A 16361-nucleotide genomic window follows, 5' to 3' on the forward strand; every position below is an offset into this window, starting at 1 on the left:
GCAAAGGCGCGCTTCGCTTTGCTCACCCTCCAAAGGCTTACGATTTCCGCAGCACCGAGACGAAAAACCCGTCCGTTCCGGTTCGCCGCGGCGTCATCAGCCAGCCTTCGTCCGAGCGCAGCGCGGCCTCGCCAAAACCCTCCGCCTTGTCCCAGAGCACGCTGGCGGTCTGCTCGGGCGGTACGACCGAAAACTCGCCATGGCGCGCGACGAACGCCCTCACCTGCTCGCCATTCTCCTCTGAAAGCACCGAACAGGTGATGTAGGCGATGCGGCCGCCCGGCTTCACCAGCGGAGCCGCTCGCGCGAGCACCTCGGCCTGGTCGCGCAGGCGAATCTCCAGCGCGCCCGGCCGCATGCGCCATTTGGCGTCGGGGTTGCGGCGCCAGGTCCCGGTTCCCGTACAGGGCGCGTCGATCACGACCAGATCGGCCGAGGCGCGAATGTCGGCCAGCGGGTCGGCCTCGCCCTTGGGCGTGCGGACATCGGCATTGTGGACGCCGGCGCGCGACAGCCGCTCGTGGATCGGCGCGAGCTGGCGCTTGTCGCGGTCGGTCGCGATCAGCCGGCCCTTGCCCTGCATCAGGGCGGCGAGCGCCAATGTCTTGCCGCCTGCACCGGCGCAGAGGTCGATCACCTGCTCGCCGGGCTTTGCCGCGGTGAACTGGGCCGCAAGCTGCGATCCCTCGTCCTGCACTTCAACGGCGCCCTTGATGAAATCCTCTTCCGCCTGGATGCCGGGGTTGCGCGCATCGGCCGAAAGCTCGATGCGCAAGCCCGTTACCGACCATTGCGTCGGTTTCGCATGAAGATGAGCAAGTGCCTTCAGCACCTTGTCGCGGTTGGATTTTAGCGTGTTGACGCGCAGGTCGAGCGGCGCCCGGCTCGCCATCGCGGCCGCCTCCGCCACACGGTCCTCGCCGAACACTTTTGCAAGGTGCGGATCCAGCCATTCCGGATAGTCGCCGGCGATCGCGGCCGGCGCATCTTTCAGAGACCGCGAGGCGAGCGCGGCCTGCTCGGCCTCCGTCAGCGGCGCCGGCGCGAAGCGGCTACCGTCGAACAAGGCGCCCATCGTCGCCGTGTCCATGTCGCGCTCGAGGCGGAGCATGCCGATCAGCCGCGCGCGGGCGGTATCGGAATCCATCAGGAACGCGCTCGAGGCGTAGCGGCGCAGCACGTCCCAGACGAGGCCGGCGATGGCGGCGCGGTCGCCGGAACCGGCGAAGCGGTGCGCGGTGCCCCACTCCTTCAGCGCCTTGGCCGCGGGCACGCGATCCCTCTCGATGGTGTCGATCAGTTCGATGGCTGCGGACAGCCGGGCAGCGGGGGTCATTCTTTATCTTTCGTTGGCGGGCGAGCGCCTAGATCAGCAACAAGAGCTTCAGCGCGAAGTAAATCCACATGGCGAGCAGCACCAGCACGCCGGCGATCCAGACCGTGGAGCGCCGGCCGAGATCGTTCGAGGAGACGAAGACCCCGGCATGGGCAAAGCGCGTCACCACGAACACCCAGGACATCAGCACGATGAAGAGATCGGCGCGGCGCAAGGGCAAGGCCAGCGCGATCAGGACGTAGAACAGTACCGGCAGCTCGAACTGGTTGCGGTAGCAATTGGCGATCTGGGTGGCGCCCTTCGGCCAGTTCGGCTCGCCGAGCGCAACGTCGCGGATCTTGGTCTCGCCCGAGACCAGCGTCTTGCGGCGCGCGAAAACCATGCCGATCAACAGGGCGAAGGTGAGCCCGATCTGGACGAAGACCGGCAGCAAGACCATTTGAACGGACATCGGAACTTTCCCGCAAGGCGAAACGTCGCTGCCCGTCATTAGCGGCGACTTCTGACGCTGACAATCAGCGAGTTGAACCGGCGTTCCCGCTCTTGCGACCAACCACCGATCGTTAAAGCGATTTCGGCCCTGGTCGGGGCCCAAGGCGAGATAGAGGCGAGATGGCGCCATGACCACCCTGTCCAGCCTATGGACCGAATGCGCCGACGGCCAGCTCGGCATCCTGATGTCGGCGCTGTCGGGTATCGCGATGGCGCTCGCGGTCGCGCTGGCGATGACGGTGTACTTCCGCCTGAGCTACCGGACCTGGCGCGACGTCGTCAGGCATGGCCTGGCCGGGCTCGCGGCGATCGCCTTGTTCGCCTTTGCCGCCTACGACATGCGCCACGCCGCGCTTGCCTATCTCGGCCTCAATCCCTCCAAGCCCGCCGTCGAGTTCGAGATCCGCATGCCCCGGGAGATGCTGACCGCGGCGACCGACAGCCAGATCGAGCTGCACACCGACCGCAACCAGACGCTGGCGCTGGTCGATGGCGTGCGCGATCTCGATGACGGCCGCGCGCTGCTGCGCGGCGCGGTTGCGCTCAACCACCGCACCGCGGACCGCATGCTCGTCGTCAACCTGCCGGGCAAGGGCACGTTCGAGTTCCGCCTCCGCCTGCCCGCCGAGCCGCATCGCACCGGCCAGTTCGGCCCCTGGCATCTCGCCGACCGCATCGCCTCGCCGCTGGCAGGAGCCATCGCGCCGCAGGACGGCTACACGATCCGCTACCGCGTGCTTTAAACTTTGTTCGCTGCGATCCGGACCTGCGCCGTCATCGTTCCGACGCGCGAGGGCGGGTAAGCTGATCGCATGTCCGAATTTCGCCTGACCCAGATCTCCGACACCCATCTCGGCCGGCGCTTCCCCGGCCTCATCGCCAACTTCCATCGCGTTTGCGAGCACATCGACGCTGATCGGCCCGATCTCGTCGTCAACACCGGCGACGTCTCCTTCGACGGACCGACCGGCCGCGACGATGTGGTCTTCGCAAAAGGCCTCCACGACGCCCTGCCCGTCCCGTGCCGCTATCTCCCCGGCAATCACGACATCGGCGATAATCCGACCGCGATCGGGCCGGCGCCGAAGCCGCCGGTCAGCGAAGCACACCGCCGGCAGTTCTGCGATATCATCGGCGAAGACCATTGGGCATTCGAGGCTGGAGGCTGGCGCTTCATCGGTCTCAATTCGCTGGTGATGACTTCAGGGCTCGCCTTCGAGGCCGAGCAGTTTGACTGGCTGACATCCGAGATCGCGCAGACGAACCGCAAGGCGGTCGCACTGTTCCTGCACAAGCCGCTGTTTCTCAACCGGCCCGACGATCCGGAGACGCCGGAGACCTCGATCCGCTACGTGCCGCAGCCGGCGCGCGCCCGATTGATCGAGATGTTCGCGCATGTCGACCTGCGCCTCATCACCAGCGGCCACGTGCACCAGCGGCGCGATTTCACTTGGCACCACACCCGCCATGTCTGGGCGCCGTCGGCCGGCTTCGTCATCAACGATGCGCGGCAGGACCGGATCGCACTCAAGGAAGTCGGCCTGGTCGAGTATCGCTTCCGACCCGACAGTTTCGAGGTCCGCCACGTCAGGGCCGCAGGCCAGGTCGATGTCGACATCGAGGAGTTGCTCGCCCAGATGGGCGGCGAGCATTAAGGCCTGCCATCGGCTCAGGCGACGCTCTTGAGATCCTGCTGGATCGCGGCGAGCAGCGATTGCAGCGCTTCGCTGTTCACCGGCTTGGCCGCGAGATCATTGGCGGATGGCGACCTGGCAGGCTGGGTGGCCTTGACCGGGCGCTTCGGGAATGGCGGCGGCGCCGGCATCGCGGGACGGGTCAAATCGCCCTCCTCGTCGACATGGACGAACTTGCCATGGATGACGTCGTCGCGGCGGCCCATGACGAACATGGTCGTCCAGTAGCCGGCCGCCAGCAGGATAACGCAGAAAACACTGATCTCTAACATCGCAACACCCAAAATATGCGCGATGATTCAACGTCTTCGTCGTGGGGTCAATGAACCGGCGGTCACACCTGCGGCTTTTGCGGAACAGGTGTGGCCGATCGGTCACTCTTTGTTAACCATGTTCGCCGCCGCCCTCGGAGGCGGGATGCGGCAGGTCAGGCCTTGTCCGGCCCGACCCGGACCAGCTGCTTGCCGAAATTGGCGCCCTTCAGGAGGCCCATGAAGGCGCCGGGTGCGCTTTCCAGGCCCTCGGTGACGAACTCCTTGTACTTGACCTTGCCGTCGCGAACCCAGGCGGACATGTCGCGCAGGAAATCGCCGTGCCGTGCGGCGAAGTCGGAGACGATGAAGCCGCGGAAGGTCAGCCGCTTGGTCAGCGTCGCGCGCATCATGCTGGCGGCCCATTTCGGCGGCTTTGCCTCGGTGTCGTTGTAGTGCGCGATCAGGCCGCAGACCGGCACGCGGGCAAACGGGTTGAGCAGAGGGAACACCGCCTCGAACACGGCGCCGCCGACATTCTCGAAATAGACGTCGATGCCTTTCGGGCAGGCGTCCTTCAGCTTCGCGGCGAGATCAGGGTCGCGGTGATCGATGCAGGCATCGAAGCCGAGCTCCTTGACGACGTAGTCGCACTTGTCCTTGCCGCCGGCGATGCCGACCGCGCGTGCGCCCTTGATCTTGGCGATCTGGCCGACCGCCGAGCCGACCGCACCGGAGGCGCCGGCAACGACGACGGTCTCGCCAGCTTGCGGCTTGCCGATATCGAGCAGCCCCGTATACGCGGTCATGCCGGGCATGCCGAGCACGCCGATCGACGTCGAGATCGGCCCGAGCTTGGGATCGACCTTGATCAGGCCCTTGCCGTTCGAGATCGCATGGGTCTGCCAGCCGGAGCGGATGCGCACGATATCGCCAACCGCGAAATCAGGATTGTTGGAGGCCGCAACCTCGCTCACCGCCTCGCCTTCCATCACGCCGCCGACCGGCACCGGCGCGGCATAGGACGGCCCCTCGCTCATGCGCCCGCGCATATAGGGATCGAGCGACAGCCAGATCGTGCGCAGCAGAACTTCGCCTGCGCCCGGCGTCGGCACCGCGAATTCCTCCAAGCGGAAATCAGACGGCTTGGGCTCGCCGACGGGACGTGCGGCGAGAACGATGCGTTTGGCTTGGGACATGGCTTCCTCCTGATTGTCTTTCGACGTGGACGGAAGCGGAGGGAGTTAGCTGCGTCAATACAAAAGGAGTGGAGCGATACGACGCAGAGGCGCGCACATCTCTCGTGTCCCGGACGCGCTGCAACGCGCAACGTTGCTGCGCAGACCCGGGGCACGAGAGCGAAGTAACTAACCCGCGCCCGGATAGTTCGGGCTCTCGCGCGTGATGGTGACGTCGTGGACGTGGCTCTCGCGCAGGCCCGCGCCGGTGATGCGGACGAACTGCGCCTTGTCGTGCAGCTCCTTCATGTCGCGTGCACCGACATAGCCCATCGCGGCGCGCAAGCCGCCGGCGAGCTGGTGCATGACATTGCCGACCGGACCCTTGTAGGGCACCTGGCCCTCGATGCCCTCGGGCACGAGCTTGAGCGTGTCCTTGATGTCCTGCTGGAAGTAGCGATCAGCCGAGCCGCGCGCCATCGCGCCAACCGAGCCCATGCCGCGATAGGCCTTGTAGGACCGGCCCTGCCACAGGAAGACTTCGCCGGGGGTCTCGTCAGTGCCGGCGAGCAGCGAGCCGACCATGGCAATGTCGGCGCCGGCGGCGAGCGCCTTGGCGAGGTCGCCGGAGAACTTGATGCCGCCGTCGGCGATGACGGGGATGTCGGCCTTCTTCGCAGCTTCCACCGCGTCCATGATCGCGGTGAGCTGGGGAACGCCGACGCCGGCGACGATGCGCGTGGTGCAGATCGAGCCCGGCCCAATGCCGACCTTGATGCAATCCGCGCCCGCATCGATCAGGGCCTGCGTGCCTTCCGTGGTGGCGACGTTGCCGGCGACGACCTGCACCGAATTGGAGAGACGCTTGATGCGGTTCACCGCATGCAGCACGTGGCGGGAATGGCCGTGCGCGGTGTCGACGACGACGAGATCGACGCCGGCATCGATCAGCCGCTCGGTGCGCTCGAAGCCGGTGTCGCCGACGGTGGTGGCGGCGGCGACGCGCAGGCGCCCCTGCGCGTCCTTGCAGGCGAGCGGATGGGCGACCGCCTTCTCCATGTCCTTCACGGTGATCAGGCCGACGCAGCGATATTGCTCGTCGACCACCAGCAGCTTCTCGATGCGATGCTGGTGCAGCATCCGCCGCGCTTCGTCCTGGCTGACATTCTCACGCACCGTGACGAGGCCTTCATGCGTCATCAGCTCGGAGACTTTTTGCCGGCGGTCGGTGGCAAAGCGGACGTCGCGATTGGTGAGGATGCCGACCAGCTTGCCCGGCGTGTTCTTGCCCGCGCCGGTGACGACGGGAATGCCGGAGATGCCGTGATCGCTCATCAGCTTGAGCGCGTCGTCGAGCGAGGCCTCGGGGCTGATGGTGAGCGGGTTCACCACCATGCCCGACTCGAAGCGCTTGACCTGCCGCACCTGCGCGGCCTGCCCCTCGGGATCGAAATTGCGGTGAATGACGCCGAGCCCGCCGGCCTGCGCCATCGCGATCGCCATGCGCGCCTCGGTGACGGTGTCCATGGCCGAGGCCATGATCGGGATGTTGAGCGGAATGGCGCGGGTGACGCGGGAGCGGATGTCGACCTCGCCCGGCATGACGTCCGACAGGCCCGGCTTCAGCAGCACGTCGTCGAACGTAAAGGCTTCGCGGATGCCCTGAAGTTGCACCGTGGCCATTTGCCAACTCCTTCCTGCGGCCGTGCCGCAAATGCTAATGGATGAGCGCCGCCCTCGGCGTACCTTGCGGTTGGCCGGGAGAATCGGAGCCCATCGGTGGGGTTGACGCGGGTCGATAGCACGGCCGCATGACGAATCAAAGCAAATCAGACCGCCGACCAGCCATGCACAGGCTTTTTACGCAAATTCGGCGGGGATAGTCCATGCCCCGCCCACCCGCTGTCATTCCGGGACGCGACAAAGTCGCGAACTATCCATCCCACAGCGGTCCCGCGGCCCAATGGATTCCGGCCTCGCGCCAAGTGGCGCGCCCCGGAATGACGGACACGGAGAGTCATCCCGTCGTCACGCAGGATTTAGGTGCCATGCGTCGATCCGCAATGGTCGCAGGCGGGCGGCGGTGATAAGCCGCAAGCACACCTTCCTTCCGATTTCCCTTACCAATCCGTCATGGTCGACAAGCAACGCATCATTCCGCTGATCGTGGCCACTGCTCTCTTCATGGAGAACATGGACTCGACGGTGATCGCCACCTCGCTGCCGGCGATTGCGGCCGACATCGGTACCAGTCCGCTGACGCTGAAGCTCGCGATCACCTCCTATCTGCTGTCTCTCGCGGTGTTCATCCCCGCGAGCGGCTGGACCGCCGACCGGTTTGGCGCACGGATGGTGTTCGCAATTGCGGTCGGCGTGTTCATGGTGGGCTCGGTCGGCTGCGCGCTCTCCTCCTCGGTCACCGATTTCGTGTTCGCCCGCATCCTGCAAGGCATGGGCGGGGCGATGATGACGCCGGTCGGGCGCCTCGTGCTGCTGCGCTCGGTCGACAAGAGCGCATTGGTCAACGCCATGGCATGGGTGACGGTGCCGGCCCTGATCGGCCCCGTGATCGGACCGCCGCTCGGCGGCTTCATCACGACCTATGCGTCCTGGCACTGGATCTTCCTGATCAACATCCCGATCGGGCTGCTCGGCATCTTCATGGCGCTGCGCTTCATCGATCCCATCAAGAGCGAGACCCGGGAGCCGTTCGATCTCTACGGCATGGTGCTCGCCGGCATCGGGCTTGCCGGCATCGCGTTCGGGCTCTCGGTTGCCGGACTGAACCTGCTGCCATGGAGCACGGTGGCCGCGCTGGTCGTGGGCGGTGCGATCTCGATGACGCTTTACGTCCTGCACGCCCGGCGCACGGGCTCGCCGGTGCTCGATTTCTCGCTGCTGAAGCTGCCGACGCTGCGCGCGGCCGTGCTCGGCGGCTTCCTGTTCCGGCTCGGCATTGGCGCGCTGCCGTTCCTGCTGCCGCTCCTGATGCAGATCGGTTTCGGGCTGTCACCGTTCCATTCGGGTCTCGTCACCTTCGCCTCCTCGCTCGGCGCCATGGGCATGAAGACCCTGGCGGCGCGCCTGATCCGCACCTTCGGCTTCCGCAATCTGATGACGGTGAACGCGATCGTCAGCGCATTCTTTCTCGCGGTGTGCGCGCTGTTCACGGTGACGACGCCGCTGCTCATCATCATGGTGATCCTGGTGGTCGGCGGCTTCTTCCGCTCGCTGGAGTTCACCGCGATCAACACGGTCGCCTATGCCGACGTCGAGACCGCGCAGATGAGCCGCGCCACCACGCTCGTCAGCGTCAACCAGCAACTGGCCGTCTCGGCCGGCGTCGCCATCGGCGCGGCGTGCGTCGAGACCACCATGTGGTTCAACCATGTCCGCGAGATCGATGCCACCGTGTTCGCGCCGGCCTTCGTCGTGATCGCGCTGACCTCGGCGGCTTCGAGCTGGTTCTTCTGGCAGATGCCGGCTGATGCCGGCCACGAGATCTCGGGCCGCAAGGCCGTGGAGATCGCGAGCCGCAAGGGCGCCGGCAAAGGCATAGAAAAGGCGGCGGTCAAGGCGGCGAGCGAGGATACGCAGGACGTGCGGGATCAGCGGCTGGGATGACGACCTCCTCGGTCATTCCGGGGCGATGCGAAGCATCGAAACCGGAATGACGGAGTTTGCGGCTACTCTGTTCCCTCGCCGCGAAACCCTGTCGCCAGCACGTAACGTTCCGAAGAATCCTGTCGGCTCGCCGCCGGCTTGACGTGGCGCACGGCGGCGAAGTCGCGCTTGAGCTGGGCGAGCAGGTCGGCGTCGGCGCCGCTCTGGAAGGTCTTGGCCAGGAAGGTGCCGCCGGGCTTGAGCACGTCGCAGGCAAAGGCGGCCGCGGTCTCGACCAGGCCGACGATGCGAAGCTGGTCGGTTTTGCGGTGGCCGGTGGTGTTGGCGGCCATGTCGGACATCACGACATCGGCGCCACCGCCCAGCATCGCGGTGAGCTTCTCGGGCGCATCGTTGTCCATGAAATCCAGCTGCGCGAAGTCGACGCCGGGAATCTCGGGCATCTCCAGCAGATCGATCGCGACGACCTTGCCCTTACCCTCCGTCGATCCGACGCGCTTGGCGGCGATCTGGCTCCAGCCGCCGGGCGCGGCACCGAGGTCGACCACGGCCATGCCGGGCTTCAGAAACCGGAACTTGTCGTCGATCTCGAGCAGCTTGAACGCCGCGCGGGAGCGATATCCGGCCGCCTTGGCTTTGACGACATAGGGATCGTTGAGCTGCCGCTCCAGCCAGAGTTTCGACGACAATTTGCGCTTGCCGCCGGTCTTGACCTTGGTCTTGACTTGGACGTGCAAGCGGCCGGTGGTGTCCTTGGCCATCTCACCAGCTCCTGAGCGCGCCGTCCTCGCGCATCATCTCGACCAGCATGCCCTCGCGCAAGCCGCGGTCGGCGACGCGCAGGCGCGGCAGCGGAAAGGCGCGGCGGATGGCGTCGAGGATGGCGCAGCCCGCCAGCACCAGATCGGCGCGCTCGACGCTGATGCAGTTGTTGGCCGCGCGTTCCTCGTAGCTCATGCCGAGCAGCTTGTTGATGGTCGCGGTGATGTCGGAATCATTCATCCAGATGCTGTCGATGCGGCGGCGGTCGTAGCGCGCGAGGTTAAGATGGATGCCGGCGAGCGTCGTCACGGTGCCCGACGTGCCGAGCAGGTGCATGTCGGCGAGATCGCCGCCATGCTCCTCTGCGAACGGGGTGACGTGGTTCGCGACCTCCTGCTCCATCGCGGCGTAGATCTCCGGCGTCACATCGCGTCCGCCGAACTGCTCGGCGAGCGTGACGACGCCATAAGGGATCGACATCCAGGCCTTGATGCGCGGCTCCGGATTGTCCGCGTCGCGTTCGATCCGCACCAGCTCGGTCGAGCCGCCGCCGATGTCGAACAGGATTGCGCCGCGCCCCCTCGGGTCGACCAGCGGCGAGCAGCCGAGCACCGCGAGCGAAGCCTCGGTCTCGCGGTCGATCACCTCCAGCTCGATGCCGGTCTCGGCCGCGACCCGGCTGCGGAACCCCTCCGCGTTCGAGGCCGCGCGGCAGGCCTCGGTTGCGATCAGCCGCAACCGGCGCGCCCTCCGCAAATTGATCTTGTCGCGGCAGATGCTGAGCGCGGCGATGGCGCGCTCGATCGCGGCATCGCTGATGCAACCGGTCGCCGAGACGCCCTCCCCGAGCCGGATGATGCGCGAGAAGGAATCGACGACACGAAAGCCGTCCTGGGTCGGACAGGCGATCAGCAGCCTGCAATTGTTGGTGCCGAGGTCCAGCGCCGCATAGACGCCGGTTCCCGGAGCCTGCGCGCCGACGGCCGGTTCGGTGGCCAACGCCACCGCCGCCATCGACCCCTCCAGCTCACCGTGCGGCCCATGTTGGCTGACATGGCCGTCGCGGAGCCGCGTGTGGTCATTCATACAAACTGTCTTTCCGAGGCCGGTCAGGCCGGTCAGGAATTGCTTTTTCGCCTGAAACATTAGCAGCGCGGCAGGCCTGCGCAACATCGCATCACATGGGACCATGCCCATTCGTGCGTTGTCGTGAACGGAGCCGTGGGCTAATTTTAAAGGGTCCGGTCCCCCAGGCGCCCTCCCAAACGCGCAATTGCCGGCTTTTCAGGTCAATTCCATGCAAGAACACACCAAATCGTCCACGCTCGAAAACGCTATTGCACTGCAAAAATATGGCGTCGGGCAACCCGTCCGCCGCAAGGAGGACGACACGCTGGTGCGCGGCAAGGGCCGCTACACCGACGATTTCAACCTGCCCGGCCAGGCCCATGCCGTAGTCGTCCGTTCCACCCATGCCCATGGCACCATCCGTGGCATCGGCATTGATGCCGCCAAGGCGATGCCGGGCGTGCTCGGCGTGTGGACCGGCAAGGACCTCGATGCCGCCGGATACGGCCCCTTCACCTGCGGCCTGCCGCTGAAGAGCCGCGACGGCTCGCCCTTGCTCCAGACCAACCGCCAGCCGCTGGCGACCGACAAGGTCCGCTTCGTCGGCGATCCCGTCGCCTTCGTGGTGGCGGAGACGCTGGCGCAGGCCCGCGATGCCGCCGAGGCCGTCGAGCTCGACGTCGCGCCGCTGCCGGCCGTGACGGACCCCGAGGAAGCTGCCAAGCCCGGCGCGCCGCAGCTCTATGAGCACATCCCGAACAATGTCGCGCTCGACTATCACTATGGCGACGTGGACAAGGTCAACGCTGCCTTCGCCAGCGCCGCCCATGTCACCAGGATCGACATCGAGAACACCCGTGTCGCCGTGGTCTCGATGGAGCCGCGCGTTGGGCTAGCCTCCTACGACAAGAAGACCGAGCGCTACACGCTGCAGGTGCCGACGCAGGGCGTCGCGGGCAACCGGGCCAATCTCGCCAAGAACCTGAAAGTGCCGAACGAGAAGGTGCGCATCCTCACCGCCAATGTCGGCGGCTCCTTCGGCATGAAGAACATCAACTACCCCGAATACATGTGCATCCTGTACGCGGCGAAGGTGCTCGGCCGCCCGGTGAAATGGCTCGACGAACGCTCGACCGCCTTCCTCTCGGACAGCCACGGCCGCGCGCAGAAGATCCATGCCGAGCTCGCGCTCGACGCCGAAGGGCATTTCCTCGCAGCCAGGCTGTCCGGTTACGGCAATCTCGGCGCCTACATCACGGGTGTCGCGCCGGGGCCGCTCTCGCTCAACACCGGCAAGAATTTTTCCAGCGTCTACCGCACGCCGCTGATGGCCGTCGACATCAAGGTGGTGCTGACCAACACCACGCTGATGGGCGCCTATCGCGGCGCCGGCCGGCCGGAGGCGAACTATTACATGGAGCGGCTGATCGACCGCGCCGCCGACGAGATGGGCATCAACCGGCTGACGCTGCGCAAGCGCAACTTCATCAAGCCGAACCAGATCCCGTTCGCGGCCTCCTCCGGCGTCACCTATGACAGCGGCGACTTCCAGGCCGTCTTCAACAAGGCGCTGGAAATCTCCGACCACGAGAATTTCGCCAAGCGCAAGAAGGAGAGCAAGAAAGCCGGCAAGCTGCGCGGCATCGCCGTCGGCTCCTATCTCGAGGTCACCGCGCCGCCGAGCCCCGAGCTCGGAAAGATCGTGTTCGAGCCTGACGGCAGCGTGCAGCTGATCACCGGCACGCTCGACTACGGCCAAGGCCATGCCACGCCGTTCGCGCAGGTGCTGAGCGCGCAGCTCGGTGTGCCGTTCGAGAGCATCAAGCTGGTGCAGGGCGACAGCGACATCGTCCACACCGGCAACGGCACCGGCGGCTCGCGCTCGATCACGGCGAGCGGCCAGGCCATCGTGGGGGCAGCCAAGCTCGTCATCGAGAAAGGCAAGCGCGCAGCCGCTCACATGCTCGAAGCCTCCGAAGCCGACATCGAATTCGAAGGCGGCAGCTTCACGATCGCGGGCACCGATCGCAGCATCGACATCATGGAACTCGCCAAGCGCTTGCATGACGGCAAGGTGCCGGAGGGCGTGCCTGATACGCTCGACGTCGATCACACCAGTGAACCCATCGCCTCGGCCTTCCCCAACGGCTGTCACGTCGCCGAGGTCGAGATCGATCCGGAAACGGGCGTGGTGCAGATCGTGCGCTACAGCGCCGTCAACGATTTCGGCACCGTGATCAACCCGCTGCTGGTCGCAGGCCAGCTCCATGGCGGCGTGGTCCAGGGCATCGGCCAGGCGCTGATGGAGCACATCCGCTACGACGAGAGCGGCCAGCCGATCACGGGCTCGCTGATGGACTACGCTTTGCCGCGCGCCGAGGACGTCCCCAACATGACGGTCGGCGACCACCCGGTGCCCGCCACCACCAATCCGCTCGGCAGCAAGGGCTGCGGCGAAGCCGGCTGCGCGGGCAGCCTGTCGACGGTGGTCAACGCCGTGCTCGACGCGCTCTCGGATTACGGCGTCAAGCACATTGACATGCCGCTGACGCCGGAGCGTGTCTGGCGCGCGATCCAGGACGCGAAGAGCAAGGCGGCGTAGGGCTGTTTGTCGTTCCGGGGCGATGCGAAGCATCGAACCCAGAACCTCGAGATTCCGGGGTCGGTCCTGCGGACCGCCCCGGAATGACGTTCTAGAATATTACGCCGCCGCCTGCTCGCGCGGCTGGTAGATCGCGGTGTGCTGGCAATGCGCCAATGGCGTCGTGCCGTTGCCGACGACCAGCGCGTCGAGCTCGACGAAGCGATGGCCCTTCTTCTCGTAATTCGCGGTAACCTTTGCCCGCGCGGTGATCTCGTCGCCGGCGCGCGCGGCGGACAGCAATTGCATGCGGCTGCCGACATGGATCCACGGACCCAGGATCGTGTTGTCCACCAGCACGCGGTTCATCACGCGCTGGATCAGGCCGGGATGGCCGAGGCCCTCGCGCGCAAAGATCAGATCCTTCTCCCTGACGTCAGTGAGATAGTCCGCCGCATCCTGCCCGGCCCAGCGGCGCGGCGCCGTGCCCAGCCATTTGCCCGCCTCGAACGTCGCGGGACTGACCGGCTCGCGCTCGCCCGCCACGGGCACCGCGAGATAGTCGCTGAGGGACACCGCCGGCGCGGCCGCCGGCAACGAGGCCGTGCCCGTGGCGCACAGTGTGGTGCGGCTGAACACCTCGATCGTGAGCAGGCCGTTGTGCTCGGTCGCATCGACATCGGCGGTCTCGCCGTCATAGACCGGCTTGATGAAGCGGGCCTCGACCAGGCCGCGGCTGAGGAAATCACGCCCCCAGCGCGCGACCGGCACGTGCATCATGTAGGCGAAGACGTCGACGCCAGGGACCAGCCCGCCTTCAAAGCCGAAGCGGCGCGCCACATTGTCGTCGTGCATCTTGTTTTCGGATTGTTTGGCGGTGTTGTAGGCCTCGACGCGGTAGGTTTCGAGCCGGTTCGGCATGGCTGGCGTTCCCGATATTCTTGTTGTTTCGGGCCGATCGTAGGCCCCCGGGAACAGCGGTCAATCCCCTCGCCTTTGGGCCCTGAATGCGGTACCACGCGGCGAATGACCGACACCCCCACCCGCATCTATGTCGACGCCGACGCCTGTCCGGTGAAGGACGAGATCTACCGCGTGGCGCTCCGGCACGGCGTGCCCGTCAGCGTCGTCGCCGGCAATTTCATCCGCGTGCCACAGGACCCGCTGATCGAGCGCATCGCCGCGGGCAGCGGCATGGACGCGGCCGATGATTGGATCGCCGAGCGTGCCAAGCCCGGCGATGTCGTCGTGACCTCCGACATCCCGCTGGCCAGCCGCTGCGTGAAGGCGGGCGCCGATGTGATCGCGCCGAACGGAAAACCGTTCACCGAGGAATCGATCGGCATGACGCTGGCGGTGCGCAATCTGATGACGGATCTGCGCTCGGCCGGCGAGGTCACCGGCGGCCCCAGATCGTTCGCGCCGCGCGACCGCTCCACCTTCCTCTCGGCGCTCGACCAGACGCTGCGCCGCATTCAGCGCCGCCGCGCGGATACAGCCGCAACCAGCCAGAGCTGACCATGGCGCCCCCGCTGATCCAACTCAAAGACATCAAGCTGACCTTTGGCGGCACGCCGCTGCTGTCAGGCGTCGAGCTCAATGTCGCACCATCTGAACGCGTCTGTCTGATCGGCCGCAACGGCTCCGGCAAGTCCACGCTGCTGAAGATCGCGGCCGGCATCGTCGAGCCCGACGGCGGTACACGCTTCTTGCAGCCCGGCGCCACCGTGCGCTATCTGCCGCAGGAGCCTGATTTCGGCGAGCACAAGACCACGCTTGCCTATGTCGAGTCTGGCCTCGCGCCCGGCGACGACCAGCATCAGGCCCGCTATCTCCTCGAGCAGCTCGGGCTCACCGGCGATGAGAATCCGCACAATCTCTCCGGCGGCGAGGCGCGCCGCGCGGCGCTGGCCTATGTGCTGGCGCCCTCGCCCGACATTTTGCTGCTGGACGAGCCGACCAACCATCTCGATCTCGCCACCATCGAATGGCTGGAACAGGAGCTCGACTCCAGGCGCAGCGCGCTCGTCATCATCAGCCACGACCGCCGCTTCCTCACCAATCTGTCGCGCTCGACCGCCTGGCTCGATCGCGGCAGGATTAAGCAGATCGACCGCGGCTTTGCCTCCTTCGAGGCCTGGCGCGACGAGGTGCTCGCGGAAGAAGAGCGCGACCAGCACAAGCTCGACCGCAAGATCGTCGACGAAGAGCACTGGCTGCGCCACGGTGTCTCCGGCCGGCGCAAGCGCAACGTCAAGCGCCTCGCCAATCTGCACACGTTGCGCGACCAGCGCCGCAACTATCGCGGCACGGCCGGCACCGCCAGCCTCGCGGCTTCCGAAGCCGAGCAGTCGGGCAAGCTGGTGATCGAGGCCAAGAGCGTCACCAAGGCCTACGGCGAGCGCAAGATCGTCGATAATTTTTCGACCCGCATCCAGCGCGGCGACCGCCTCGGCATCATCGGCCCGAACGGCGCCGGCAAGACCACCCTGGTCAACCTTCTGACCGGCGGCATGGAGCCTGATTCCGGCACCGTGCGGCTTGGCGCCAATCTGGAGACGGCCACGCTCGACCAGCACCGCGAAAGCCTCGATCCCAAGTCGACGCTCGCGGAGGCCCTGACCGGCGGCCGCGGCGACCAGATCATGGTCGGCGGCAAGCCGAAGCACGTCGTCGGCTACATGAAGGACTTCCTGTTTGCGCAGGAGCAGCGCGGCACGCCGGTGGAGGTGCTCTCCGGTGGTGAGCGCGGCCGGCTGATGCTGGCGCGCGCCCTCGCAAAACCCTCGAACCTCCTGGTGCTGGACGAGCCGACCAACGATCTCGATCTCGAAACGCTCGACGTGCTCGAGGAGATGCTCGGCGACTACGACGGCACGGTGATCCTGATCAGCCACGACCGCGACTTCCTCGACCGCGTCGTCACCTCCGTGATCGCGCCGGAGGGTAATGGCAAGTGGACCGAATATGCCGGCGGCTACAGCGACATGCTGACCCAGCGCGGCGCGGATCTGAAGCGCGAGACGGCCAAAGCAACTTCGGCTGCCGAGAAGAAAGAGGGGCGCTCTGCTGCCCCCGCCTCCGCGCCGAAGCGCAAGCTGAGCTTCAACGACAAGCATGCGCTGGAGACGCTGCCGAAGAAGATGGAGGCGCTGCAAGCCGGTATTGCAAAATTGCAGCGCGTGCTTGACGATCCCAACCTCTACGCCAAGGATCGCAAGAAATTCGACGACACATCAGCTGCGATCGCCAAGGCACATGAAGAATTATCCGCCGCCGAGGAGCGCTGGCTCGAACTTGAAATGCTCCGCGAAGAGATTGAACAGGCATAGCGCGCATTCCGCAAAAGTGGGCACCGGTTTTGCGATCAGAATG

The 16361-nt window shown here is 66.1% G+C and carries 14 protein-coding genes; 6 read left to right on the plus strand and 8 right to left on the minus strand.

Annotated features, from left to right (window positions below; translation table 11 throughout):
* Positions 1-37: 37 nt before the first annotated feature.
* Both RPS27_RS32395 and RPS27_RS32400 read right to left on the minus strand, forming a co-directional pair.
* Positions 38-1336, minus strand: coding sequence for an RsmB/NOP family class I SAM-dependent RNA methyltransferase (locus RPS27_RS32395; protein ID WP_212068375.1), 1299 nt, complete (start codon positions 1334-1336; stop codon positions 38-40).
* A 28-nt stretch (positions 1337-1364) separates the two neighbouring features.
* Positions 1365-1787 carry an MAPEG family protein gene (locus tag RPS27_RS32400; RefSeq protein WP_194407615.1) on the minus strand — a complete coding sequence of 141 codons (423 nt, stop codon included), beginning with the start codon at positions 1785-1787 and terminating at the stop codon, positions 1365-1367.
* A gap of 169 nt (positions 1788-1956) precedes the next feature.
* On the opposite strand from RPS27_RS32400, the gene RPS27_RS32405 reads away from it, so the two are divergent.
* Together RPS27_RS32405 and RPS27_RS32410 are read left to right on the plus strand one after the other, a co-directional pair.
* The gene (locus RPS27_RS32405) at positions 1957-2571 is read left to right on the plus strand and encodes an acriflavin resistance protein (RefSeq protein WP_212068376.1); all 615 of its coding nucleotides are present in this window, start codon (positions 1957-1959) and stop codon (positions 2569-2571) included.
* Positions 2572-2640: 69 nt separating this feature from the next.
* The gene (locus tag RPS27_RS32410; protein WP_212068377.1) at positions 2641-3483 is read left to right on the plus strand and encodes a metallophosphoesterase; all 843 of its coding nucleotides are present in this window, start codon (positions 2641-2643) and stop codon (positions 3481-3483) included.
* Between the two features lie 14 nt (positions 3484-3497).
* Here RPS27_RS32410 and RPS27_RS32415 read toward each other — a convergent pair whose 3' ends face one another.
* The 3 genes from RPS27_RS32415 to guaB form a co-directional block, all read right to left on the minus strand.
* Complete coding sequence (locus RPS27_RS32415; RefSeq protein ID WP_259206085.1) at positions 3498-3794, minus strand: hypothetical protein; 297 nt, start codon at positions 3792-3794, stop codon at positions 3498-3500.
* A gap of 155 nt (positions 3795-3949) precedes the next feature.
* Entirely contained in the window at positions 3950-4972 is a 1023-nt protein-coding gene (locus tag RPS27_RS32420) for an NADP-dependent oxidoreductase (protein ID WP_212068379.1), read from the minus strand.
* 168 nt (positions 4973-5140) lie between these two features.
* Positions 5141-6634, minus strand: a complete 1494-nt coding sequence (gene guaB / locus RPS27_RS32425) for an IMP dehydrogenase (protein WP_194407610.1) — start codon at positions 6632-6634, stop codon at positions 5141-5143.
* Positions 6635-7084: 450 nt separating this feature from the next.
* Between guaB and RPS27_RS32430 the strand changes: the two genes are divergently transcribed.
* The gene (locus RPS27_RS32430; RefSeq protein ID WP_313754937.1) at positions 7085-8575 is read left to right on the plus strand and encodes a DHA2 family efflux MFS transporter permease subunit; all 1491 of its coding nucleotides are present in this window, start codon (positions 7085-7087) and stop codon (positions 8573-8575) included.
* A gap of 62 nt (positions 8576-8637) precedes the next feature.
* On the opposite strand, the gene RPS27_RS32435 is transcribed toward RPS27_RS32430, so the two are convergent.
* The gene (locus RPS27_RS32435; RefSeq protein ID WP_212068381.1) at positions 8638-9336 is read right to left on the minus strand and encodes an RlmE family RNA methyltransferase; all 699 of its coding nucleotides are present in this window, start codon (positions 9334-9336) and stop codon (positions 8638-8640) included.
* Position 9337: 1 nt separating this feature from the next.
* On the minus strand, positions 9338-10423 hold the full coding sequence (locus RPS27_RS32440) for a Ppx/GppA phosphatase family protein (RefSeq protein WP_212068382.1): 1086 nt from the start codon (positions 10421-10423) through the stop codon (positions 9338-9340).
* A gap of 211 nt (positions 10424-10634) precedes the next feature.
* On the opposite strand from RPS27_RS32440, the gene RPS27_RS32445 reads away from it, so the two are divergent.
* Entirely contained in the window at positions 10635-13007 is a 2373-nt protein-coding gene (locus tag RPS27_RS32445; protein WP_212068383.1) for a xanthine dehydrogenase family protein molybdopterin-binding subunit, read from the plus strand.
* A 99-nt stretch (positions 13008-13106) separates the two neighbouring features.
* On the opposite strand, the gene RPS27_RS32450 is transcribed toward RPS27_RS32445, so the two are convergent.
* Positions 13107-13907, minus strand: coding sequence for a hypothetical protein (locus RPS27_RS32450; protein ID WP_212068384.1), 801 nt, complete (start codon positions 13905-13907; stop codon positions 13107-13109).
* A gap of 105 nt (positions 13908-14012) precedes the next feature.
* Between RPS27_RS32450 and RPS27_RS32455 the strand changes: the two genes are divergently transcribed.
* On the plus strand, positions 14013-14504 hold the full coding sequence (locus RPS27_RS32455; RefSeq protein ID WP_212068385.1) for a YaiI/YqxD family protein: 492 nt from the start codon (positions 14013-14015) through the stop codon (positions 14502-14504).
* A gap of 2 nt (positions 14505-14506) precedes the next feature.
* On the plus strand, positions 14507-16318 hold the full coding sequence (locus RPS27_RS32460; RefSeq protein WP_212068386.1) for an ABC-F family ATP-binding cassette domain-containing protein: 1812 nt from the start codon (positions 14507-14509) through the stop codon (positions 16316-16318).
* Positions 16319-16361: the final 43 nt, after the last annotated feature.

It is taken from the genome of Bradyrhizobium sp. WYCCWR 12699 (assembly GCF_032144035.1).
In the GTDB taxonomy this organism is placed as follows: Bacteria; Pseudomonadota; Alphaproteobacteria; order Rhizobiales; family Xanthobacteraceae; genus Bradyrhizobium.